Source organism: Pseudaminobacter soli (ex Zhang et al. 2022) (genome assembly GCF_014595955.1).
In the GTDB taxonomy this organism is placed as follows: Bacteria; Pseudomonadota; Alphaproteobacteria; order Rhizobiales; family Rhizobiaceae; genus Kumtagia; species Kumtagia pseudosoli.
Genome location: NZ_JABVCF010000002.1, coordinates 275,129 through 296,369, shown reverse-complemented (window position 1 = coordinate 296,369; position 21,241 = coordinate 275,129). Strand labels below are relative to the sequence as shown.

At 64.7% G+C, this 21,241-nt stretch carries 21 protein-coding genes; 12 read left to right on the top strand and 9 right to left on the bottom strand.

What is annotated here, in order from left to right; all coding sequences use genetic code 11:
• Nucleotides 1–234: 234 nt before the first annotated feature.
• From HUI96_RS04550 to HUI96_RS04540, 3 genes are all read right to left on the bottom strand, one after another.
• Nucleotides 235–1,605, bottom strand: coding sequence for an ammonium transporter (locus tag HUI96_RS04550; RefSeq protein WP_188253458.1), 1,371 nt, complete (start codon nucleotides 1,603–1,605; stop codon nucleotides 235–237).
• A 30-nt stretch (nucleotides 1,606–1,635) separates the two neighbouring features.
• On the bottom strand, nucleotides 1,636–1,974 hold the full coding sequence (locus HUI96_RS04545) for a P-II family nitrogen regulator (protein WP_188253457.1): 339 nt from the start codon (nucleotides 1,972–1,974) through the stop codon (nucleotides 1,636–1,638).
• Nucleotides 1,975–2,194: 220 nt separating this feature from the next.
• A complete protein-coding gene (locus HUI96_RS04540) occupies nucleotides 2,195–3,067 on the bottom strand; it encodes an acyl-CoA thioesterase (RefSeq protein WP_188253456.1) in 873 nt (290 codons plus the stop codon).
• Nucleotides 3,068–3,286: 219 nt separating this feature from the next.
• On the opposite strand from HUI96_RS04540, the gene HUI96_RS04535 reads away from it, so the two are divergent.
• Complete coding sequence (locus HUI96_RS04535; protein WP_188253455.1) at nucleotides 3,287–4,012, top strand: MOSC domain-containing protein; 726 nt, start codon at nucleotides 3,287–3,289, stop codon at nucleotides 4,010–4,012.
• A 331-nt stretch (nucleotides 4,013–4,343) separates the two neighbouring features.
• On the opposite strand, the gene HUI96_RS04530 is transcribed toward HUI96_RS04535, so the two are convergent.
• Together HUI96_RS04530 and HUI96_RS04525 are read right to left on the bottom strand one after the other, a co-directional pair.
• Nucleotides 4,344–4,802: a thermonuclease family protein gene (locus HUI96_RS04530; protein WP_188253454.1), complete on the bottom strand. Its 459-nt coding sequence runs from the start codon at nucleotides 4,800–4,802 to the stop codon at nucleotides 4,344–4,346.
• A 73-nt stretch (nucleotides 4,803–4,875) separates the two neighbouring features.
• Nucleotides 4,876–5,106 carry a DUF1674 domain-containing protein gene (locus HUI96_RS04525; protein WP_188253453.1) on the bottom strand — a complete coding sequence of 77 codons (231 nt, stop codon included), beginning with the start codon at nucleotides 5,104–5,106 and terminating at the stop codon, nucleotides 4,876–4,878.
• A 100-nt stretch (nucleotides 5,107–5,206) separates the two neighbouring features.
• Between HUI96_RS04525 and htpX the strand changes: the two genes are divergently transcribed.
• From htpX to HUI96_RS04510, 3 genes are all read left to right on the top strand, one after another.
• Entirely contained in the window at nucleotides 5,207–6,235 is a 1,029-nt protein-coding gene (gene htpX, locus HUI96_RS04520) for a zinc metalloprotease HtpX (protein WP_188253452.1), read from the top strand.
• The gene (locus HUI96_RS04515; RefSeq protein ID WP_210320050.1) at nucleotides 6,226–7,635 is read left to right on the top strand and encodes an RsmB/NOP family class I SAM-dependent RNA methyltransferase; all 1,410 of its coding nucleotides are present in this window, start codon (nucleotides 6,226–6,228) and stop codon (nucleotides 7,633–7,635) included. The genes htpX and HUI96_RS04515 overlap by 10 nt, the downstream gene beginning before the upstream one ends.
• Nucleotides 7,636–7,698: 63 nt before the next feature.
• A complete protein-coding gene (locus HUI96_RS04510) occupies nucleotides 7,699–9,402 on the top strand; it encodes a heparinase II/III family protein (RefSeq protein WP_188253451.1) in 1,704 nt (567 codons plus the stop codon).
• A 59-nt stretch (nucleotides 9,403–9,461) separates the two neighbouring features.
• Here the strand turns inward: HUI96_RS04510 and HUI96_RS04505 are convergent, their stop codons facing one another.
• A complete protein-coding gene (locus tag HUI96_RS04505) occupies nucleotides 9,462–10,160 on the bottom strand; it encodes a fumarylacetoacetate hydrolase family protein (RefSeq protein ID WP_188253450.1) in 699 nt (232 codons plus the stop codon).
• A 331-nt stretch (nucleotides 10,161–10,491) separates the two neighbouring features.
• Between HUI96_RS04505 and HUI96_RS04500 the strand changes: the two genes are divergently transcribed.
• The 6 genes from HUI96_RS04500 (at nucleotide 10,492) to HUI96_RS04475 (ending at nucleotide 17,370) form a co-directional block, all read left to right on the top strand.
• Nucleotides 10,492–10,722: a DUF378 domain-containing protein gene (locus tag HUI96_RS04500; RefSeq protein ID WP_188253449.1), complete on the top strand. Its 231-nt coding sequence runs from the start codon at nucleotides 10,492–10,494 to the stop codon at nucleotides 10,720–10,722.
• A 59-nt stretch (nucleotides 10,723–10,781) separates the two neighbouring features.
• Complete coding sequence (locus HUI96_RS04495; RefSeq protein WP_188253448.1) at nucleotides 10,782–11,288, top strand: hypothetical protein; 507 nt, start codon at nucleotides 10,782–10,784, stop codon at nucleotides 11,286–11,288.
• A 111-nt stretch (nucleotides 11,289–11,399) separates the two neighbouring features.
• Entirely contained in the window at nucleotides 11,400–13,016 is a 1,617-nt protein-coding gene (gene purH / locus HUI96_RS04490; protein WP_188253447.1) for a bifunctional phosphoribosylaminoimidazolecarboxamide formyltransferase/IMP cyclohydrolase, read from the top strand.
• A gap of 246 nt (nucleotides 13,017–13,262) precedes the next feature.
• A complete protein-coding gene (leuC, locus tag HUI96_RS04485) occupies nucleotides 13,263–14,672 on the top strand; it encodes a 3-isopropylmalate dehydratase large subunit (protein WP_188253446.1) in 1,410 nt (469 codons plus the stop codon).
• Nucleotides 14,673–14,808: 136 nt separating this feature from the next.
• Nucleotides 14,809–16,002, top strand: a complete 1,194-nt coding sequence (locus HUI96_RS04480) for a GGDEF domain-containing protein (RefSeq protein ID WP_188253445.1) — start codon at nucleotides 14,809–14,811, stop codon at nucleotides 16,000–16,002.
• Between the two features lie 162 nt (nucleotides 16,003–16,164).
• Nucleotides 16,165–17,370 carry a GGDEF domain-containing protein gene (locus HUI96_RS04475; protein ID WP_188253444.1) on the top strand — a complete coding sequence of 402 codons (1,206 nt, stop codon included), beginning with the start codon at nucleotides 16,165–16,167 and terminating at the stop codon, nucleotides 17,368–17,370.
• Here the strand turns inward: HUI96_RS04475 and HUI96_RS04470 are convergent.
• From HUI96_RS04470 to HUI96_RS04460, 3 genes are all read right to left on the bottom strand, one after another.
• Complete coding sequence (locus tag HUI96_RS04470; protein ID WP_337917942.1) at nucleotides 17,367–18,161, bottom strand: hypothetical protein; 795 nt, start codon at nucleotides 18,159–18,161, stop codon at nucleotides 17,367–17,369. The two genes, HUI96_RS04475 and HUI96_RS04470, sit on opposite strands and share 4 nt — an antisense overlap.
• Nucleotides 18,162–18,226: 65 nt before the next feature.
• Entirely contained in the window at nucleotides 18,227–19,576 is a 1,350-nt protein-coding gene (locus HUI96_RS04465) for a hypothetical protein (protein ID WP_188253442.1), read from the bottom strand.
• A gap of 105 nt (nucleotides 19,577–19,681) precedes the next feature.
• The gene (locus HUI96_RS04460) at nucleotides 19,682–20,029 is read right to left on the bottom strand and encodes a hypothetical protein (RefSeq protein ID WP_188253441.1); all 348 of its coding nucleotides are present in this window, start codon (nucleotides 20,027–20,029) and stop codon (nucleotides 19,682–19,684) included.
• A gap of 412 nt (nucleotides 20,030–20,441) precedes the next feature.
• On the opposite strand from HUI96_RS04460, the gene sdhC reads away from it, so the two are divergent.
• Nucleotides 20,442–20,852, top strand: a complete 411-nt coding sequence (gene sdhC / locus HUI96_RS04455; RefSeq protein WP_188253440.1) for a succinate dehydrogenase, cytochrome b556 subunit — start codon at nucleotides 20,442–20,444, stop codon at nucleotides 20,850–20,852.
• Nucleotides 20,853–20,857: 5 nt separating this feature from the next.
• The gene (sdhD, locus tag HUI96_RS04450; protein WP_188253439.1) at nucleotides 20,858–21,241 is read left to right on the top strand and encodes a succinate dehydrogenase, hydrophobic membrane anchor protein; all 384 of its coding nucleotides are present in this window, start codon (nucleotides 20,858–20,860) and stop codon (nucleotides 21,239–21,241) included.

Genomic DNA, 21,241 nt, shown 5'->3' with positions numbered 1-21,241 from the left:
CGCCGTCACACTCGGAAGGCAGTGGCCGGCGCGTGCTTGCTTAATTGTAGAGGAGAATGGGCGGAGCGGCTTTGATCTTGGGCAACAGGACATTTGGTCGACCCGTGCCGCGATCACGTGGAAAGCCATGTCGGCGGTGCCTGTGCTTCGGGCAAAGGATCGACCCGGCGCAAAGGCCGGGCCAAAAATCGGGAGAAGAGGCCTCCCCGACATGGTCGGGCGGCGGCTGCTATATCAGCCGTGATAGGCGACTTCGCCGTGCGAGGTGAGGTCGAGCCCCTGCCGCTCGGCTTCCTCGGCCGGGCGAAGGCCGATGAGCGCGTCGACGATCTTGTAGAGGATCGCGGAGCCGATGCCGCACCATGCAATGGTCACCAGCACGGCGAGGATCTGCGTCGTCACCTGCCCACCCATGGTGACACCCTCTGCGTAGCCGACGCCACCCAGCGACGAAGAGGCGAAGATGCCGGTGCCGATCGCGCCGATGATGCCGCCGATGCCGTGGACGCCGAACACGTCCAGCGAGTCGTCGTAACCCATTTTGACCTTCACCACCGCCACGAAGTAGTAGCACGCCGCACTGGCGATGGCGCCGAGCACGATGGCAGCGACCGGGCCGACAAAGCCTGCAGCCGGGGTGACGGCGACCAGGCCGGCGACCATGCCGGACGCCGCGCCAAGCATCGATGCCTTGCCGCGGAGCACACCCTCGATGAGGACCCAGGCGAGGATGGCGCCCGCCGTGGCGGTGAAAGTGTTGATCATGGCGAGCGCCGCGCCGGCATTGGCCTCAAGGTTGGAGCCGGCATTGAAGCCGAACCAGCCGACCCACAGGATCGAGGCGCCCACCATTGTGAGCGTCATCGAATGCGGGGCCATGTTGTCCTTGCCGTAGCCGGCGCGCCTGCCGATGATCAGCGCGCCCACCAGCGCCGCGATGCCGGCGTTGATGTGGACGACGGTGCCGCCAGCGAAATCGAGCGCGCCCCAGCCGAAGAGCAGACCGTGCGAATCCCACACCATGTGCGCGATCGGGAAGTAGACGAAAGTCACCCAGAGCGCCACGAACAGGATCACCGACGTGAACTTGATGCGCTCGGCGAAAGCGCCGATGATCAGGGCCGGCGTGATGCAGGCGAAGGTCATCTGGAAGGCGATGAAGACGTATTCCGGGAGGACCACGCCCTGCGTGAAGGTAGCCGCCGTGGTGTCCTTATGCACCCCCGCCAGGAAGATCTTGCCGAGGCCGCCCCAGTAGGGGCTGGTGCCGCCGCCAAAGGCGAAGGAGTAGCCCCAGAACACCCAGATCACCATGACGAGGGCGGCGATGGTCGTGCATTGCATGAGCACGGAGAGCACGTTCTTGGCGCGCACCAGGCCGCCATAGAACAGGGCAACGCCCGGCAGGAGCATGAACAGCACCAGCGCGCTGGATGCCATCATCCAGGCGGTGTCGCCCTTGTCCATGACGGGAGCGGCGGCGGGAGCCGCGGCCGCGGGCGCGACTTCCTGGGCCAACGCCGCGAGAGTGCCTAGCGCGCAGAGCGCAAGAGCGCTCCCCAGCGAGGTGCGCGCCACCGGCGCAAGTCTTCCAAGTAAGGTCATTGAGGTCTCCATGATATTTGGTGGCACGCGTCAAAGGGCGTCGGCGTCGGTTTCGCCGGTGCGGATTCTCACGGCCTGATCGAGCGGGAAGACGAACACCTTGCCGTCGCCGATCTGGCCCGTCTTGGCTGCAGACGTGATGGCCTCGACCGCCCTGTCGGCGAGGTCCGAGGGAATGGCGACTTCGATCTTGATCTTCGGCAGGAAGCTCACCGCGTATTCGGCGCCACGGTAGATCTCGGTGTGGCCCTTCTGGCGCCCATAACCCTTGACCTCGGTGACGGTCAGGCCGTGCACCCCGACCGTGGTGAGCGCCTCGCGCACCTCGTCAAGCTTGAATGGCTTGATGACGGCCATCACGATCTTCATGAGGTTTCACCCTTCGCCTTGCGGTGTTCCGCGCTTCATGCCTCGACGGCTTCCGTTTCCGGCAGCCGGTGCATGCAAAGGGTAATTCAAGCTCCGTGCCAGTTGCGGCACTGCAGCATCAACTGTCTGGAAACAAAGAGAATTTGAGCGCAAGCGGACCTACGCCTTAGCAGGCGCAGCATTGCACTTGCACAATTGTTAGGCTGTTTGAGAAAACTGCCTATTCTGCAGGCGGACGCTTCAGGCGGATCAGTCCTTCCTGTGCCACCGAAGCGATCAGGAGGCCTTGTCGGGAATAGAGGCTGCCGCGCGTAAAACCGCGCGCGCCTTGGGCGGAGGGGCTGTCCTGCGTGTAAAGAATCCAGTCGTCCAGCCCGGCGTCGCGATGGAACCACATCGCATGATCGAGGCTGGCCGCCTGGATATCGCGGTCGAACACCGCCCGACCATGGGCGAAGGTCGAAGTGTCCAGCAGCGTCATGTCGGAAAGATAGGCAAGCACGGCCGCTCGCATGGCCCTGTCGGCCGGCGCCGGTCCAACAATCCTGATCCAGACATGCTGGACCGGCGGCAGCTTCTCCCGGCTGGTATAGTGGTCGAGAAACACCGGACGGATTTCAAGCGGCCGCTCGCGCGACCAATAGAGGCGGATTCCTTCCGGGACCGCATCGCCATAGTCGCGCAGGATCTCGGCCGGACCTTTCAGCGTATCCGGGTCGGGCACTCCGGAGGGCATCGCGATCTGGTGCTCGAGCCCGGTCTCCTCGACCTGGAAAGAGGCTTCCAGCGAGAAGATGGCATGGCCGTGCTGGATCGCGACGACGCGGCGCGTCGTGAAGCTGCTGCCGTCGCGGATCCGGTCGACCTCGTAGACGACCGGCGCAGCCGTGTCGCCGGGGCGCATGAAGTAGCCGTGGAGGGAATGGACGTGGCGGTCGGGCTCCACCGTGCGCTGGGCGGCCACGAGCGCCTGGGCGATGGTCTGGCCGCCGAACACGCGCTGCCAGCTCTCCTTCGGACTGCGGCCGCGGTAGAGATTGTGCTCGATCATCTCGAGATCGAGGATGGAAAGAAGCTCTCGCAGCGCAGACATTTTGATCAGCTCTCCTTCAGCCGACGGGCTCCGCAGCAGAGACGTCCATCCGCTTATGGTGGCCGGGGTGCAACGGGCATCCCTCCCTGTCAAGCTTTGGACGATGGCCATCGCGGATCCGCCCCTTGGCAATATGGGGTCGGCCAGGCAAACCTTGCGCCCACATGACGGAGGAACGACCAAGTTGGCACGCAATCATCTGCAGAAAGCGCAGAGCCGATGACTGCCCCGCATCGCGTGACCGAGCTCTGGCGCTATCCGGTGAGTTCGTTCGGGGGCGAGAGGCAGGATGAGATCTGGGTCGATCCCCAGGGCGTCGTCGGCGACAGGCTGTTCGGTATTGTCGACGCCGGCAGCGACGAGGTGGCCCGTCCCTACGGAGTTCCCAAGTGGGAGGGTGTCTCAAGCATCAAGGCGAGGCTCACCGCGGCTGGGCTCCTCCAGATCGCCGTCCCTGGAGGCGCGTGGGTTTCGGCGCCAGGCGCCGAGGCGGACGCAGTCATTTCCGACTTTCTCGGCCTTGCTGCTGCGGTTCGTCCTTTCGGTGCCGATGAGTCCGGCAAGACCCTGTCGCCGCGCTACGAAAAGGCTCCGATCCATCTGCTCACGACCGCATCCCTGGATCGACTGAAGCAGTTGCATCCGACGGGCGTCGCGGATCCGCGGCGCTTCCGCCCGAACATTGTCGTCGGCCTGCCGGCAGTAGAGGGCTCGTTCCCCGAAACGGAATGGATCGGCCGGCGACTGACCATCGGCGACCTCGAACTGACCGTCTCGGAGCCTTGCCGCCGCTGCGGCTTTACCATCATCGCGCAGGACGGATTTGAGAAAGATCCCGAGATCCTGCGCACGCTCGTCCGTCACAACAGCCACAACATGGGAGTGTACTGCACCGTCGACAGGCCGGGCCGGGTTTTCGTGGGCGACGAGTTGCTGATCATCTAGGCGTCTCCAACGGCATGCTCGCTGCCGTTGGAGCAGAATTCACGGCACGCCTTGTAACCGCCACGGGGAGCCACCATTCTATGGCTCGTGTTCAACGAATTGAAAGGAGGTGATCCGATGTCGAGTGGTTTCGTTTCCCAGCGCCTGGTCTCGGCGGATTGCCTTTTCGGGGAGCAGCCTTCCCGTTAAGCGCATGACGCGCGGCCGGCGGCCTGAGGGGTCGCCGCTACGGGCCGCGCTGGACGAAAAGCACGGAAGGGCCGTTGTCTCATCGAGGCAGCGGCCCTTTTCCATGTCCGGGCCGGTTTGATTGGGCGCGTCCCGTCCCGCGCTATCCGCACCAGCCGGCTCGATGCCCACCCTGATAGGGTCTGGCCAGCCCCTCCGCGACGAGAATGTCGGCCAGCAGTTCCCCGTCCGGAGTGATCACGTCCGCAAGCACCCGCCCATAATATTTCGCGCTGCCGATGTTGGAGATCGCGACCGTTCCGGGCTCGAGCAACTGCGCAAGGACTTCCCGCGCACGCCGCGCAGCCACCCGCTCCACATCGCAGCGCGCTTTCATCTCTGGCGTGTCGATACCTCTTATGCGGACGTTGACGCGGACGAACTGATCGGGCCAGACATGCGCTTCGGCCACGAAGGTGTCGCCATCGAGCACATCGAGCACCCGCGCCTCGACCGGCCCCTTGAACACGCGCTCCCCTGCTACAGCCGTGTCTGACGCACAAAGCGACAGGCTGAATGCGGCCCAGATGCAAAGACCAGCGATCGAGAGGGAGCGAATCATGGAAAAGGAATTTATTCCTTTCTCATGAAACCCGCAACTGCCCCTGCGGCGTCAGGGAGCGATGTTTATGGGGCTAAAAATCCGTCGCGAGCCCCTTCACTTCCCAGTCGCCGTAGCGGACCGGCTCCTCGCCGCCGCGGCCCCCGACTTCACGTGGCATGGCGCCGACCCGCGCTTCCCTTTCCACACGCCGCGCCGCCGCCTCCTCGAGCGCCCGGCGGGCAGCCGGCGCAAGCTCCTTGCGCGCGGCGTCGTCGCTGTCGGAAGCGTCGTCCGCCGGCGGTTTTTCGGGTTTGACGGGCATCCGTGACTCCTGCAGAAACATTGAAAGAGGGCTCTATGTTTCCAACATATAGCGAGGTTTCGGCGGCATGCGACCGCTGGCCGGTATGAGGTTGAATGCGATGAACATCATGCGGACCGCAATGCTTCTGGCGGTGATGACGGCGCTGTTCATGGGGGTCGGCTATCTGATCGGCGGCTCCAGCGGCATGATCATCGCCTTCTTCATCGCCGCCGCCATGAACCTCTTCAGCTACTGGAACGCCGACAAGATGGTGCTCTCGATGAACCATGCGGTGGAGGTGGACGAGCGCGCCGCGCCGGAGTTCTATGGCATTGTGCGCGAACTCGCGCAGCGCGCCGAACTGCCTATGCCGAAGGTGTACCTGATCGACAATCCCCAGCCCAACGCCTTCGCCACCGGCCGCAACCCCCAGAACGCCGCCGTCGCGGCGACGACCGGCCTACTCAACCGCCTCAGCTACGAGGAGGTTGCCGGTGTGATGGCGCACGAACTGGCCCATGTCCAGAACCGCGACACGCTAACGATGACGATCACCGCGACGATCGCCGGCGCGATTTCCATGCTCGGCAACTTCGCATTCTTTTTCGGCGGCAACCGCGAGAACAACAACCCGTTGGGCATCGTCGGCGTGCTGGTCGCCGTGATCGTGGCGCCGATCGCGGCCATGATCGTGCAGATGGCGATCAGCCGCACCCGCGAATATTCGGCCGACCGGCGCGGCGCCGAAATCTGCGGTAACCCGAGATGGCTCGCCTCCGCCCTTGACAAGATCGCCCGCAATGTCGAGCAGATCCACAATCCGGATGCCGAACGCAATCCGGCGACGGCCCCGCTCTTCATCATCAATCCCCTCTCCGGCGAGCGCATGGACAATCTTTTCTCCACCCATCCGGCCACAGAGAACCGGATCGCCGCCCTCATGGCCATGGAGCCGGAGTTCTCATCTGCTGGCGGTGGCGGGCAGGCGGCTCCGCGCACGCAGGCGACCGGCTCTGCAACCCCGAATGAAGGCCCGTGGGGCAGCCGCACGCCTGCGCGCGAGACGCCGCAAGAGCAGGCCCCGAAGACCAATCGGTGGGGACGCAACCCGACGGGGCCGAGCACGCGCCGCGGTCCCTGGTCGTGAGGTCGGGGAGCGGCCGTCATGGCCATCGCGGCGAAAAGCGTCGCGCGGACAGGGCGGACTCCCGCGAGGCGCCGGCATCTGAGGTCGCCGGGCTGGCCTCGCGCAAAACTGCCGCACGGCTGCTTGCTGCCGTGGTCGACGCCAAGACGCCGCTCGACGGGCTGACCGATGCCGAGCACGGGCATCCGCAGTTTCTCGCCCTCGATGTACGTGACCGCGGCCTGGTCCGGGCCATCCTGGCCAGCGCGCTGCGCCATCGCCGCACCATCGAAGCGCTAATCGCCGAGCGCCTTCATTCGCCTCTTCCTGCAAACGCGACGACGCTGTCTCAGATCCTGCATGTCGGGGCGGCACAGATCCTTTTCCTCGACGTGCCGGACAGCGCCGCCGTTGATCTGGCGGTCACCCACGCCAAATCCGATCCGCGCACGGCGCGTTTCGCGGCGCTGGTGAACGCGGTCCTGCGCGGACTGGCGCGCGAGAAGGAACAGGCGGTGCCGCGCGTCCTCGGCAAGGTGACCGATGCGCCCGACTGGTTCGTCTCTCGCCTGCGCGAGGCCTACGATGTCGAGCGCACCGAACAGATCCTGGCGGCGCATCGGGTCGAGCCGCCGACCGACTTCACAGTCAAATCCGACCCGCAGCGCTGGGCCGCAGCCTTTGGCGGCATCGTCCTTCCGACCGGCTCGGTGCGGGTGGCACGCCTGCCCTCCGCGGTCCCCGAGCTTCCTGGTTATGCCGAAGGCGAGTGGTGGGTGCAGGATGCCGCTGCAGCATTGCCGGCCCGCCTGCTCGGCGCGGTCAGCGGCGTGCGCGTGGCCGATCTCTGCGCCGCGCCCGGCGGCAAAACGGCGCAGCTTGCCTTCGCCGGTGCAAAGGTGACGGCGGTCGACACGTCACGCAGCCGTCTCGAACGGCTCACGGCGAATCTTGCGCGGCTGCAACTCGAGGCAGAGGTTGTTCAGGCGGACGTCCTCGCGTGGCGGCCGGCCGAAAACTTCGATGCGATCCTGCTCGACGCGCCCTGCTCGTCCACCGGCACCGTACGACGCCACCCGGATGTGTTGTGGACCAAGTCGCCGGCCGACGTCGAAAAACTCGCCGCCCTGCAGCGCCGGCTTCTCGACAGCGCGGTCGCGCTGCTTCGGCCGGGCGGCCGGATCGTCTTCTCGAACTGCTCGCTCGATCCTGCCGAGGGTGAGGACCTGGTCCGGCACTTCCTCGCCGATCACCCCGAAATGGAGCTGGAGCGGATCGCGCCAGGCGAGATTCCCGGTACGGCAGAGTTCGTCAGTCCGGAAGGTTTGCTGCGCACGACGCCGGCCGATTTCGCTTCCGACGATCCAGCGCTCTCGGGAATGGACGGCTTCTTCGCGGTGCGGCTTCGTCGGCGGGGCTGAACTACGCTTCGCAGAGACTCGTGAATCATCTACAAGCCTTCGGCGTGACCGGAGGGTATTGTTTTGGGGGCAGCGACAGCCGACGGCAGGCATCTCTGGGCCCTGGTCGCCAGAGAATACTGGCGCCAGGCACGCCGCCGCCTGCGCACCGGACCGTTCTATAGCTGGCGCTATACCGGCCGCACGCCGGAGCGCGTGCTGATCGCCCCGCCGGACCTGCGTCTGGCAGACCCCCAGATCGCGATCGAGATCTATCACGGCCGTTTCCCGCTCGCCGGTCATCTGGTGGAGACGGCAGGCCGCTCGCCCTTCGTCATCGAGGTCGGGAACCGCGGCTGGCTGAGAGCGCTTCACGGGTTCCGCTGGCTACGCCACATGCGAGCGGCAGGAACGGACCTGGCTGCAGCGAATGCGCGGGCGCTCCTGGCCGACTGGATCGCCGCCCACGGCAGCCGCATCTCGGATCCGGCATGGGACCCGGGCACCACTGCCAAGCGCGTGATCGCTTGGCTGCAGCATTCCTCAGTGGTGCTGCAAGGGGCAGAGTTCGGCTTCTACCGCTCCTTCCTGAAGTCGCTCGCGCTGCAGATCCGCTATCTGCGTTCGGTGGTCCGCGAAATGCCGGCAGGCGAAGCGCGGCTACGAGCCCGCATCGCGCTGGCCTACGCCGCCCTCTCCCTGCCCGCCCCTGCTTCGGCGCTGCGCGGCGCGACGCGTTATTTGGCTGAAGAACTTGACCGTCAGATCCTTCCGGATGGCGGGCACGTCTCCCGCAATCCGATGGCGCTCATAGAGCTTCTCGCCGACCTGCTGCCGCTGCGCCAGACCTATGCCAACCAGGCCGAGACACCGCCGGCCGAGCTCATCGGCGCGGTCGACCGCATGCTTCCGGCGCTTCGCTTCTTCCGCCATGCCGACGGCAGCCTTGCCCATTTCAACGGCATGGGGGTGACGATCCATGAGCGCGTGGCCGCCATCCTGCGCCATGACGAGACTGGCGGAGCGCCGCTCCTGCACGCGCCTCACTCGGGCTACGAGCGGCTTTCGCTCGGCGGCACCACGGTCATCGCCGATACCGGAGTGCCGCCGCCGCTGGAGATCGCCGAGGCTGCCCACGCCGGCTGCCTGTCCTTCGAGCTCTCCTCGGGACGTCACCAGTTCGTGGTGAATGCCGGCATTGACGCCTTTGGCGGCGACGAGGTTCGGCCGCTAGCACGTGCGACCGCAGCACACTCGACCGCTTGTCTGAACGACACCTCGTCGGCCCGCTTCACGCATTCCGCGCGCGTCAGCGGCATGCTCGGCGCGCCTTTGACGGACGGCCCCCGCAACGTGCGCTGCGACCGCCTCGACCAGCCCGGCAGCCAAGGCTTCGTGGCGGCCCACGACGCTTATCTGGCCCGTTTCGGCCTCTGGCACGAGCGCTCGCTGAGGCTCTCGGATGAGGGCGACCTGCTTTCAGGGACCGACCGATTCATCTCCCGCAGCGGCCGATTTCCGGAAGCCGATGCGGTGGCCATCCGCTTCCACCTCCATCCCGACGTGGAACTCTTTCGCGATAACAAGGGTCGGCTGGTGCTGGCGCCGCCGCAAGCGGACCGCTGGTTCTTCTCCTCGGACGTCGCGCCGCGCGTCGAGGAATCGATCTTCTTCGCCGCGGTCGGCGGACCGCGCCGCAGCCGCCAGGTCGTGCTCTACTGCAACGCCTCGGAGGCGTCGCAGGTGGCATGGCGACTGGAGAAGCGGCGGAGGGAAGCCGCCGAGTAAAGCGGGCGGCTTTGCCGGGGGCGCCTGCGCTCGTCTTCCGTCGGTCGGATCGTCCTGCTTCAAATGACGCGCACTTCGAGGTCGCCGACCCCGTCGATACTCCCGCAGAGCAGATCGCCGCGTTTCACCGCTCCGACTCCCGCAGGCGTGCCGGACAGGATGACGTCGCCCGGCTGGAGTGTGAACAGGCCGGACAGATAGCTGATCATCTCAGACACTTTCCAGATCATCTGGTTGAGGTCACCCGTCTGCCTGCGCTCGCCATTGACGTCGAGCCAGATCGCCCCCTGCGATGGATGGCCGATTTCGCTGGCCGCCACCAGGGCTGAGCACGGCGCCGACGCCTCGAATGCCTTGCCGACTTCCCAGGGCCGGCGCATCTCTTTTGCACTCGCCTGCAGGTCGCGGCGTGTCATGTCCAGCGCGACGCCATAGCCGAACACGCATTCCAGCGCTCGCTCGACCGGTATGTCCCTGCCGCCGCCCTTCAGGGCCACCGCCATCTCGATCTCGTGATGCACGTCGCTCGAGGCCGGCGGATAAGGAAACTCGCCAATGGTAACCAGATTGTCCGGGTTCTTCTGGAAGAAGAAGGGCGGCTCCTTGTCCGGATCGCCGCCCATCTCGACGGCATGGGCTGCGTAGTTGCGGCCGACGCAATAGACCCGATGCACGGCAAAAAATCTGTCCGTGCCCTTCACCGGCAGCACCGGGACGGGCGCGGGCGGGAAGACATAGTCTGGGGAAGTGCCTTGCATGGGTATCGTTTGCTCCTGGTAGGCGTGCCGAGGTGGTGCCGATCTAGCGGATTGGTCATCAAAGCTTACGCCGCCGCGACAACAATCGCCACGCCCCCGACGCCCGTGGGGGTGCGGCTGCGCCAACTCCCGGGTTGGCATGCGGCATCTTGGTCGCTCAAACGTTGAGAACGCGACTGTGACCGCTACCGACATTGCCGCAACGGCAGGCGTTATCCATCTATTTGATGGGACTATCCTTCCGTCGGAAGGATGAACCCAGCTTGCCGCCGGCCCATCAGGCGCGCTGGCGCGCCGCGACGAGCCTGCGGCGTATGCGTGGAGCCTGCAAATGAAACCCTTGAACCTGATTACCCTCATCCTGGTCATCATCGGCGGCCTGAACTGGGGCATGCTTGGCTTGTTCAACGTCGACGTGATCGCCTTGATCTTCCACGGCGGCTCGGCTCTTACACGGCTCATCTACATCCTGTTTGGCCTGTCGGCCCTCTGGCAGATCGTGCCACTCGTTTCGGCCTTCAGCACCGGCGAGGTGACGGCGGAGCGCGCGCTTCACCACTGACGGACAGGCGGCTCTCGTCTACGACGGGCCGCCTTCCACCCTTGTTGGCAGGAGCATGAATGCCGGAACGGTGGATCGAGGTGAACGATCGGATGCAGCAGGGCTATCGCTATCGCCTGACAGCGCCGATCGGGCGCGATTTCCACGAAGGCTTTCGCCCGGCATTCACACCCGCCAAAATGCTTTCCCTGGGCGTTTTCGGCGGAAAATACATGACCGACTGCAGGGGCGAATTCCCGGCCGAGTGGTTCGCCGACGCGAAGCTTTCGGCGAATCGTGATGCGTCGCTGAATTTCTTCGGCGTCGATGCCAGCCAGCCGCTGAGCGTCTGGCGTAGCAAGGGATGGATCCATCCTGACGATCCGAGGGGATGGTTCCAGTGGTACTGTCGCTACTTCATGGGCCGGCGACTTGCGGGCGAGGATGATAGGCAGATCAGGCGCTGGAAGGCGATCGAGCGCCATGCCGCCCAGGTCCGCGGCCACTGCGAGGCGGGCGACTGGAACTGCCGGCCCCGACAACGCCAGGCGCTCTTGCAATGGGCCTATGACAGCCTCACGCTCTAGCCTCCGGTTCCTCTCATCCTTGAGGGTGAAAGGGGTGAACCTTCTTGCTTGATTTCCGCTCACCCTCTGTTTAGGCCGCAGGCAACGTCTGACCGACCGGAGGGCCCTCGCATGGCCGTCGTCTCCAAGAACATTCCCGGACCCGATCTCATGCCGGTGCGGCGCGCGCTCCTTTCCGTCTCCGACAAGGCCGGCCTTGTCGATTTCGCCCGGTCGCTCGCGCATCTCGGCATCGAGTTGGTCTCCACCGGCGGCACTGCCAAGGCGATCGCCGAGGCCGGCATCGCGGTGCGCGACGTCTCGGACCTGACCGGCTTTCCGGAGATCATGGACGGGAGGGTGAAGACCCTGCACCCCGCCGTGCATGGCGGGCTGCTCGGTGTTCGGGACGACCCGGAGCATGCCGAGGCGATGCGTGCAAACGGCATCGAGCCGATCGATCTGGTCGTGGTCAACCTATACCCGTTCGAGGAGGTGGCGCGATCCGGCGCCGACTACGCGGCGATCGTGGAGAACATCGACATCGGCGGACCGGCGATGGTGCGAGCGGCGGCGAAGAACCACGCCTATGTGGCGATCGTCACCGAGCCGGACGACTATGCCGCCGTGCTCAACGCGCTGGAGCTCAATACCGGCAGCCTGACACTGGAATTCCGCAAGAAGCTTGCGGCCAAGGCATTTTCCCGCACGGCGGCTTACGACGCGGCGATCTCCAACTGGTTCGCCGCCGCCCTCGAGATCGAGCATCCGACCTGGCGCGCCTTCGGCGGCAGGCTGCAGAGCGTCATGCGCTATGGCGAGAACCCGCATCAGTCGGCAGGCTTCTATCTCACAGGCGACCCGCGCCCGGGCGTCGCGACCGCACATCAGGTCCAAGGCAAGGCGCTCTCCTACAACAACATCAACGATACCGACGCGGCCTATGAACTCGTCGGCGAGTTCGACCCGTCCCGTTCGGCCGCAGTCGCCATCATCAAGCACGCCAATCCATGCGGCGTGGCGCAAGCAGCGTCGCTCCGCGAGGCCTATCTGAAGGCGCTGGCCTGCGATCCGGTTTCCGCCTTTGGAGGCATCGTCGCCCTTAACCGGCCGATCGACGCCGAGGCGGCAGAGGAGATCGTCAAGATTTTCACCGAGGTGATCATTGCCCCGGACGCCAGCCCGGAAGCAGCGGAGATCATCGCCTCGAAGAAGAACCTGAGATTGCTTCTTGCCGGCGGCCTGCCCGATCCGAGCGCACCGGGCACGACCGTCAAATCGGTCTCGGGCGGATTGCTCGTCCAGTCGCGCGACAATGCCGTCGTCGACGCGATGGACTTGCAGGTCGTCACCAGGCGGGCTCCGACCGAGAAGGAGCTATCGGATCTGCGTTTCGCCTTCCGGGTCGCCAAACACGTGAAGTCGAACGCCATCGTCTATGCCAGGGATGGCGCCACGGTGGGCATCGGTGCCGGGCAGATGAGCCGGGTGGATTCCTCCCGCATCGCCGCCAGCAAGGCGCGCGATGCGGCGCAAGCGGCCGGCTTCCCCGAGCCGCTGACCAAAGGCAGCGTCGTCGCCTCGGATGCCTTCTTCCCCTTCGCCGACGGCCTTATGGCCGCCGTGGAGGCAGGCGCCACCGCCGTCATCCAGCCGGGCGGATCCATGCGCGACGACGAGGTGATCGCCGCCGCTGATGAACACGGCATTGCCATGGTGTTCACCGGGGTGCGGCATTTTCGGCACTGAACTACTGCGGCCTTCGGCAACCCCTCGCTCATTGCCGAAAACGGCAAAGATTGTTATGTGCTTGCCCATGGAAGAGCTGTTCGGAGATCCGAGCTACAAGGGCTTCGTGCTGCAGGACAAGAAACGCCTGCCTGCGCGTTTTTATGCCCGCATCTCGGGCGCGCTGCTCACGCGACTTTCCTGAGCCGGCGACCCCCGGCTTAGCCGCGCATTTCTTCTTTTCCTCGATTTCCACGGACCGGACCCATGAGCGCACCGCGCACTCTTTACGACAAGATCTTCGACGACCACGTCGTCGACCGCCAGGAAGATGGCACCTGCCTACTCTATATCGACCGCCACCTCGTGCATGAGGTCACCAGCCCGCAGGCCTTCGAGGGCCTGCGCATGGCCGGCCGCGCCGTTCGGCATCCCGAGAAGACGCTGGCCGTGGTCGACCACAACGTGCCGACCTCGCCTGACCGCAGGCTCGGCATCAAGAACGAGGAAAGCCGCATCCAGGTCGAGGCGCTGGCGAAGAACGCCGCCGACTTCGGCGTCGAGTATTATTCCGAGAACGACCGCCGCCAGGGTATCGTCCACATCATCGGCCCCGAACAGGGCTTCACGCTGCCGGGCATGACCATCGTCTGCGGTGACAGCCACACCTCGACCCATGGCGCCTTCGGCGCGCTGGCGCACGGCATCGGCACCTCGGAGGTCGAGCATGTGCTCGCCACCCAGACGCTGATCCAGAAGAAGGCCAAGAACATGCTGGTCCGCGTCGACGGCCAGTTGCCGGAAGGCGTGACGGCGAAAGACATCATCCTGGCCATCATCGGCGAGATCGGCACCGCGGGCGGCACCGGCTACGTCATCGAATATGCCGGCGAGGCGATCCGCTCGCTCTCGATGGAAGGTCGCATGACCATCTGCAACATGTCGATCGAGGGCGGCGCGCGCGCCGGCTTGATCGCGCCTGACGAGACCACCTTCGCCTATATCAGGGGCCGCCCGAAGGCGCCCACCGGCAAGGCCTGGGACATGGCGATGGACTACTGGAAGACGCTCCACACCGACGAGGGCGCGCATTTCGACAAGGTCGTCGTGCTCGACGCCGCCAAGCTGCCGCCGATCGTCACCTGGGGCTCTTCGCCCGAGGACGTGGCGTCGGTAACCGGCACGGTGCCGGATCCCGAACTGATCGAGGACGAGAACAAGCGCAACTCCAAGAAGCGCGCGCTCGACTATATGGGCCTGGCTTCCGGCACCAAGATGACCGACATCGCGATCGACCGGGTCTTCATCGGCTCGTGCACCAACGGCCGTATCGAAGACCTTCGCGCCGCCGCGAAGATCGTCGACGGCAAGAAGGTGGCCTCGACCGTCAACGCCATGGTCGTCCCCGGATCGGGCCTCGTGAAGGAGCAGGCCGAGGCAGAAGGTCTCGACAAGATCTTCATCGAGGCCGGGTTCGAGTGGCGCGAGCCGGGTTGCTCCATGTGTCTGGCGATGAATGATGACAGGCTGAGCCCGTACGAGCGCTGCGCCTCCACCTCGAACCGCAACTTCGAAGGCCGCCAAGGTTACAAGGGCCGCACCCATCTGGTGTCGCCAGCCATGGCGGCGGCTGCGGCCATCGCCGGTCACTTCGTCGACATCCGCGACTGGAAATAACCTCCAGTCAGCAATCGTCCTGAGCACAGGCCTGGCTCCGCCGGGCCTGTTTTCAATTTACGGTTGTCTTTTAACCGCTTGTTGGTGCTTGCCGCCTAACGATATCCCGTAGGGGGAATCCAAAGCGGAACACGATTTGCAGTCCGGGCATTTCATCGCGCTGCTCAATCACGGGATTGCGCTCGCCTTGTCGGCGGCATTCCTGGCGCTGTGGCTCTACCAGCGTCAGCGCCGCTATCTGGCGTTCCTGGCGCTCGGCTATGCCTGCACCGCCCTTGGCTTCCTGATGCAGATCATCAGCCCGTTCGGCTTCGCGCTGAGCCGGATGCTTTCATGCACAGCTTTCCTGGTCGGCTGCTGCTGCATATCCGGCGCGATCATAGCGGGCTACGGGCGAAGGGTTCCCTTCGTCGTTCTCGGCCTTTTGTCTGCAGCAGGAATCGCCTCGTTCTTCTGGTTCATGTTCATAGAGCCCAATCTCATCTGGCGCGTCTATGCGCTCAATGTTGCGCTGGGCGGGATCAGTCTCGTCGCGGCGGCAGAGCTGCGCCCGGTGAGCCGCAACGGAACAATCGAGACGATCGTCTTCGTGCTGGCGCTGCTATCCGGCCTCAACTTCCTCGCCCGCACCCTCCTCGCATTGTGGATCGACGGTCCTGATGTGAGCTACTCCGGCTTCCATCAGTCCGTATATTGGACCAGCGCGCTACTGTCCCAGGCGCTGGTTGCCATCGTTCTAGCATTCTGCCTGTTCGGATCGGCTACGCTCGATGTGGTTCGGTCGCTGCAGGCCGACTCCCGGACCGATCCTCTTTCGGGGCTCCTCAACCGCCGGGGCCTCGCCGAAAAGGCCCCACCCTTTTTCTCACCATCCAAGCGGAGTCCGTCGGCCATCGGTCTCGTGCTGGCCGACCTCGATCATTTCAAACGGATAAACGATACCTATGGCCACGCGGCAGGCGATGCCGCGATCGTGGCCTTTGCTCGTCTTCTCAGGCAGCATGGAGCGGACAAGGAATCGCTCGTCGCCCGCATCGGCGGCGAAGAGTTCGCTGTGCTCCTGCCGAACTGCGACCTCGCAGGAGCGCGCCTGTTTGCCGAAAGTGTCCGTACCGGCCTCTCGGCTGTGGCCCCGGAGGCGTTCGCTGATCACCAAGTTCCCCTGACCTGCAGTTTCGGCGTGGCCGAAAGGGTGAATGGCGAAGATCTCAACGCCTTGATCGAGCGTGCCGACGAGGCGCTGATGCAGGCCAAGCGTGCGGGCCGCGACAGGGTCCGCGTTACCTACCTGCGGCCTGCTGCGGGCATGCTGCTGCACGCCGCGGCATAGCTGTCCAGTTCGCGGTCTTCCTTCGCCTCGGTCTAAAGACTTCGGTTACGCTGTTGCCCTAATACTCGGCGCGAGTGGTGGAAAACCGAACCTGATTTACGCTTCCGGCGTATTACTCGGGTATGAGCCAAGCTCATCCACAGGATGATTTGAGATTACCGAATGAGCGGAGCAGGCTTCATCCTTGCGATCAATATTGCAGTGGCCGGCCTTCTCGCCTCTGCCTTCGTCACGGCTGCCGTTTTCGATTCGAGGAACGAGGCGCCGCGCTGGTTCGCCACCGCCTACCTGACCGCTGTTGCCTACTTCATCGTCGAGTTCGTCATCTACGCATTCGTGGGCGGGCCGGCGATGGCGGTGTTCTCATTCTCCGTCTTTCTCGCTGCCCTGGCGGCCTTCAACGTTGGACTGGCGCTGAAACACCACGTCAATGTCCCTTGGACGCAGATGGGTGTGGTGTTCATTGCCTCTGTGATCTTGTGCGCAGCCATTCAGGACCTGCCGCGCACCTCAGTCTGGCGCATGCTGGCCTATCAGAGTCCCTACTTCGTTATGCAGGGCATCGGCGTCGTGATCATCGGAAGGGCCCGATATCAGACGCGCCTGGACATCATCCTTCAATCCGTCCTTGCCGCGAGCGCCCTGCATTTCCTTTCCAAGGCCTTTTTCCTCACCCTTGCCGGGGGGACAGGCGCAACGATCCGGGATTACCTCGATACAAATTACGCCCTGATTTCCCAGACGCTCGGAACGGTGTTCGGCCTTGCGGTCGCACTGCTGACGCTGCTGATGCTGGTGCGCGACATTGTCCTGGAGGCGACGAAGCGTTCCGAAATGGACACGCTTTCTGGTCTGCTGAATCGTGGCGGTTTTGAGCGTCATGGCGCAGCGGCACTGGAGAGATGCCTGGCGAGAGGCCTTCCGAGTTCGCTCGTCGTAGTCGATCTCGATCATTTCAAGTCGGTCAACGACACCTACGGCCATGCTGTAGGCGACCGGGTCATCGAGGCACTCGCAGGATTGCTAAAGACGGCGAGCAGCAGCCAGGTGGCGGCCCGGCTCGGGGGCGAGGAGTTCGCCATCCTGCTCCCCGGCTCCAACCTCGCCACGGCCCGCCTTTATGCAGAGGGTCTCCGAAGCGCCTTCTCGGCCCTCTCGGTGAAAGGTCTTCCCGAGAACGTCCGATTCACGGCTAGCTTCGGCGTTGCGGAACTGATCGGCTCTGAGGATCTGGCGGCGTTGAGCTCGCGTGCCGATATGGCGCTTTATGCCGCCAAGAGAGCCGGCCGCGATTGCGTGCGCATGGCTAAGCTCTATGTAGCGGACGAAGTGGCAGCCGTGCCGTTCCTTGGCAAGGACATCGCCTAATCGACCTTGGCCGACTTCTTGGAAGCCGACTTATGCCCGTCGGTGACCATGCGGTATTCGGAGAGCTCCGCCGCGGACAGGTAGTAGAGGGCCCGCGGCGGCGTATCGAGCGCATGCAGCCACAGAGCCGGATCCACCCCCATTGCCTGGAGATGCCGGGAGATGCGAGCCGTGGTCGCCTGCGCGTCCGCCATGACCTGTGCGGGACCTGTTTCGGTCGGGCTGGCGGCATAGAACTGATGGACGCCGATGGCTGCCTTTGGCCCCGCCGTTCGCTGTTTGCCGCCGGCCATCACCAGAGGACAGGAGGAGGCGCAGAGCGCGCCGTCGGCTACCTCGGTACCAAGACCGCGTTCGCGGACAAGGCGCGCCATGGCCATTGCGTCTTCCAGAGACCCGCCCGGCGAGTTCAGCGAGACGACGCGGACATACTCGCCGCGCTGCGAGAGTTCGGCGCCGAACCGCTCAGCCGTTCCCGGAACGATCGTGCCCTGGGCCTGAAGCCGTCCGCCGGGCTGCAGCATGAAGACCATGGGCCTTGCAAGCTCGCCCTCGTCGGTCGTCACATAGGGACGGGGATCGTTGCTCGATTGCGTCGGAGTACTGATTTCCACCGCGGGCGGGAGCACCGGCTGCGGGTCGGATGGCGACATCACTCCGGCAGGGTCCCAGTCATCGTGCTGCATAAGATCGCGCAGATCGAGAGCGACGACGCCGATTGCGCCGATCAGCAGGCCGCGAAACGCCCAGCGGATCACCTGGCCGTCGTCGAACCTTGATAGATACCGCACAAGCCCGCCGGCCACTCCGGCGGACCTTCGCTGCCCTCCGGCACGGGGATCTTCGCCCGGCAGGGTCATGGGTCGGCCCGTTTGCGCTCCGAAAGCGAAAGCGGCGTCACGTTCTCCGCCCCGGCGGGCTTCGCGACCTCCGGACGCGCCGGCGAGGCCGGGACCGGCGGCGCCGGCACTTCAACCAAACCATCAGCCGGCGCGGGCGCCGCATCAAAGCCGGCCCGGCGCGCTGCGATCAGTTCGTTGTACTTCATGGAGCGCAGCATGTCGCCCGCGGTGATCCGGTCGGCTTCCTCCATCTCGTCCTCGCCCCGGCGCATGGCTGCATGGACGACCGCCATGATCCCGACGAGTACGGCAGGAAGGAGGTCGATCGAGATGGCGCCTGCCCAGCTTGGAATGAAGTCGCCGGCATAGCGCAGCACCGCTTCCGCGGAGGTTAAGGGCACGTATCGACGCTCGGCGACCTTGGGCTGTTCAAGGATCTCCGCGGCGGCGTCGGCCAAAGCCTTGGATTGCGCCGCGACCGACCCGCGGATAGTCGCCATCACCTGATCCTGGCGGCCAGCCAGATCCGCCGTGCCGGCATCGGCCACCGGCGCGATGAAGCCCAGCGAGAGGTCGGCCGCCGCGCGATTCACGGATGCAGCGATCGAGGTCTGTTCGAGGGAAGCAATGACCCCCGACAGCGCCACCGACTCGGCTGCGAACTGGTCCGATCGCTGCTCGATCGCGCCCGGCGCGGACACGAGCCCGCGCATGGTCGCAAGGTGCTTCTGGCCTTCCTCGAACGCCTTCTGGATCGGCTCGCGCGAAGCCTGGATGGTCGCCTCCAGTTCCTTCATCTGGGCCGACATCTGGCTGAGGAGTTGGACGACGCTGCCCGAACCGGACGTTCCCGTCAGCGCTCCGGACTTCTGCTCGTCAGCGGCGAGCCTTGCAAAGCGCTCGCCCGCCCGCTGGATGTCGGGCAGCAGCGAGAGCGCGCCCAATGCGTTACCGTGCGCCTGATCGAGATCGGCGGTGTAGTCCTCCAGCGTAATGGCCAGATGCTGCTCGACCGCGGCCGACCCGGCCAGCGCCGCCGCATTCAGCCAGGACGACATGGCGATGATCATCGCGCAGCCGACACCCATGATGCCGACCAGCGCCAATCGGGAGCCGCCGTCGCGCATCTCCGGAAGGAACCGGATCAGGTAGGTCCAGAAGCCATACATTGCGACGGAAACGGACGCCGAATAGATGATCGCGGCGAAGAACACGATGGACGCCGAGCCGTCGAGCAGGCTGCGCACGCCGAGATAGGTATAGACGCCGCTCGCCAGCGCCAGGGTCGCCAGAACGAAGCGCGTCATGGTCTCGAGGCCGGCGAGGTGTTCCTTCAGCCGGCGTGACTGGGCCGCGTGACTCATGCGTGATTGACCGCTCCTCTCGCCCACCCTGTCGAGATGGCCGGACAAAGATGACGGAAAGAGGGCCGGACGGCCTCCATCATGGCGTACGAGTGGGAGGGCTTCTTAGAGGCAGGGAGCGCCCAGAGGCGGAATTACACCCTGGTCGAAACCGTACATGTAGCCGCGGCCCTTCACGAGAAAAGCGGGGCGAAAGCAATCCGCAGGCGGTGCCATCGATGCACCAGGAGCGGGATCGGCTCCTCTGTCTGGCATATGGCCGAACGCACGCTCGGCATCCTCTGCCCGGCCAACGAGGATGCGCTTGTAGCCCGCCGCACTCTCGATGATCAGGTTTCCGAAGGTGTCCGCATAGACATAGTCGCGGCTCTGTGCCGACGCAGGGGACAGGGCTGCAGCCGCAAGTAGCGCGCCGATGAACGATGCCGAAAGAACCGTTTCCACGAGACGCATCTGCGCTCCTCCGTTCGAGGCCGAATCCTGCCTCGATTGCGAAATTAACCATTTCTTAACCAAAGTTAACAGAGTCACTCTCTTCTCTGCCGAAAATCCATGATCATGGTTAATGCGCAGCCGTGTGGATCCGGCGCTGGGTTTGGCAAAATACATCCAACGGGCGGGGGCAGATGCTGTGTGGTCGGGCGCCCCTTTCCAATGCCGCTAACCATCGGGCACCGCAGAGTTCACCCGGCTCAACGGCGACGTCGACCTAAGTTGCTCATTCTTCTTGATAAAAGGCGCACAAAATCGCCGCTTTTTGCCTTTGACGCGCTGCAAAAACCGCTCTAAGTACGCGTTGCTCGGTCGCGATCTTAGAAGCTTCTGGCATCCCGTGACGGGAGCCGGCGACGAACTCGGGGGAGCCATGAGCCAATCACCAGCCACCCGCCCTTCGCCCAACCCACGGCCTCTGTCGCCGCACCTGACGGTCTATCGCTGGCCCATCACCATGACGATGTCGATCCTGCATCGCGTCACCGGGGGCACGCTCTATGTCGGCGCGCTGCTGGTCGCCTGGTGGTTGATCGCGGCGGCGACTTCGGAGCGGTATTTCGCCTTCGTCGACCGCATCGTCGGCTCTTGGTTTGGCCTGCTCGTACTGTTCGGCTTCACCCTGGCGCTGTTCGTCCACATGCTGGGCGGGGTCCGGCATCTGATCTGGGACACGGGCACCGGGCTCGAGAAGCACAACGCTTCCATGCTCGCCTGGGCAACGCTCGTTGGCGCGGTGCTGCTCACCATCGTCGTGTGGGCCGTCTTCTTCATGGTCGGGTGATTGCAATGAGCGACATGCTGACACCTCTCAAAAGAGTCCGTGGCCTCGGCTCCGCCAAGGAAGGCACCGACCATTTCTGGCGCATACGCATCACCTCGATCGCGCTGATCCCGCTGGCGCTGTTCATGGTCGGCTGGATGCTCTCGCTGCGCGGCGCCGGCTACGCGGAAGTGCGCGCCTCGCTCTCGCAGCCGCTCATCGCCCTGGCGGCGGCACTGTTCATAGTGATCAGCCTCGACCACATGCGGCTCGGCATGCAGGTTATCATCGAGGACTATGTTCATGGCGAGGGCGGCAAGCTGGTGCTCCTGATCCTGAACACCTTCTTCGCGGTTGCGGTCGGCGTAGTGTCGATCTTCGCGTTGCTCAAATTGGCATTCGGAGGCTGA

Coding starts and splice junctions, on each gene's coding strand:
- HUI96_RS04550 (WP_188253458.1), bottom strand. CDS start 1,605: ATGACCTTACTTGGAAGACTTGCGCCGGTGGCGCGCACCTCGCTGGGG.
- HUI96_RS04545 (WP_188253457.1), bottom strand. CDS start 1,974: ATGAAGATCGTGATGGCCGTCATCAAGCCATTCAAGCTTGACGAGGTG.
- HUI96_RS04540 (WP_188253456.1), bottom strand. CDS start 3,067: ATGTCTGCGCTGCGAGAGCTTCTTTCCATCCTCGATCTCGAGATGATC.
- HUI96_RS04535 (WP_188253455.1), top strand. CDS start 3,287: ATGACTGCCCCGCATCGCGTGACCGAGCTCTGGCGCTATCCGGTGAGT.
- HUI96_RS04530 (WP_188253454.1), bottom strand. CDS start 4,802: ATGATTCGCTCCCTCTCGATCGCTGGTCTTTGCATCTGGGCCGCATTC.
- HUI96_RS04525 (WP_188253453.1), bottom strand. CDS start 5,106: ATGCCCGTCAAACCCGAAAAACCGCCGGCGGACGACGCTTCCGACAGC.
- htpX (WP_188253452.1), top strand. CDS start 5,207: ATGAACATCATGCGGACCGCAATGCTTCTGGCGGTGATGACGGCGCTG.
- HUI96_RS04505 (WP_188253450.1), bottom strand. CDS start 10,160: ATGCAAGGCACTTCCCCAGACTATGTCTTCCCGCCCGCGCCCGTCCCG.
- HUI96_RS04500 (WP_188253449.1), top strand. CDS start 10,492: ATGAAACCCTTGAACCTGATTACCCTCATCCTGGTCATCATCGGCGGC.
- HUI96_RS04495 (WP_188253448.1), top strand. CDS start 10,782: ATGCCGGAACGGTGGATCGAGGTGAACGATCGGATGCAGCAGGGCTAT.
- purH (WP_188253447.1), top strand. CDS start 11,400: ATGGCCGTCGTCTCCAAGAACATTCCCGGACCCGATCTCATGCCGGTG.
- leuC (WP_188253446.1), top strand. CDS start 13,263: ATGAGCGCACCGCGCACTCTTTACGACAAGATCTTCGACGACCACGTC.
- HUI96_RS04475 (WP_188253444.1), top strand. CDS start 16,165: ATGAGCGGAGCAGGCTTCATCCTTGCGATCAATATTGCAGTGGCCGGC.
- HUI96_RS04465 (WP_188253442.1), bottom strand. CDS start 19,576: ATGAGTCACGCGGCCCAGTCACGCCGGCTGAAGGAACACCTCGCCGGC.
- HUI96_RS04460 (WP_188253441.1), bottom strand. CDS start 20,029: ATGCGTCTCGTGGAAACGGTTCTTTCGGCATCGTTCATCGGCGCGCTA.
- sdhC (WP_188253440.1), top strand. CDS start 20,442: ATGAGCCAATCACCAGCCACCCGCCCTTCGCCCAACCCACGGCCTCTG.
- sdhD (WP_188253439.1), top strand. CDS start 20,858: ATGAGCGACATGCTGACACCTCTCAAAAGAGTCCGTGGCCTCGGCTCC.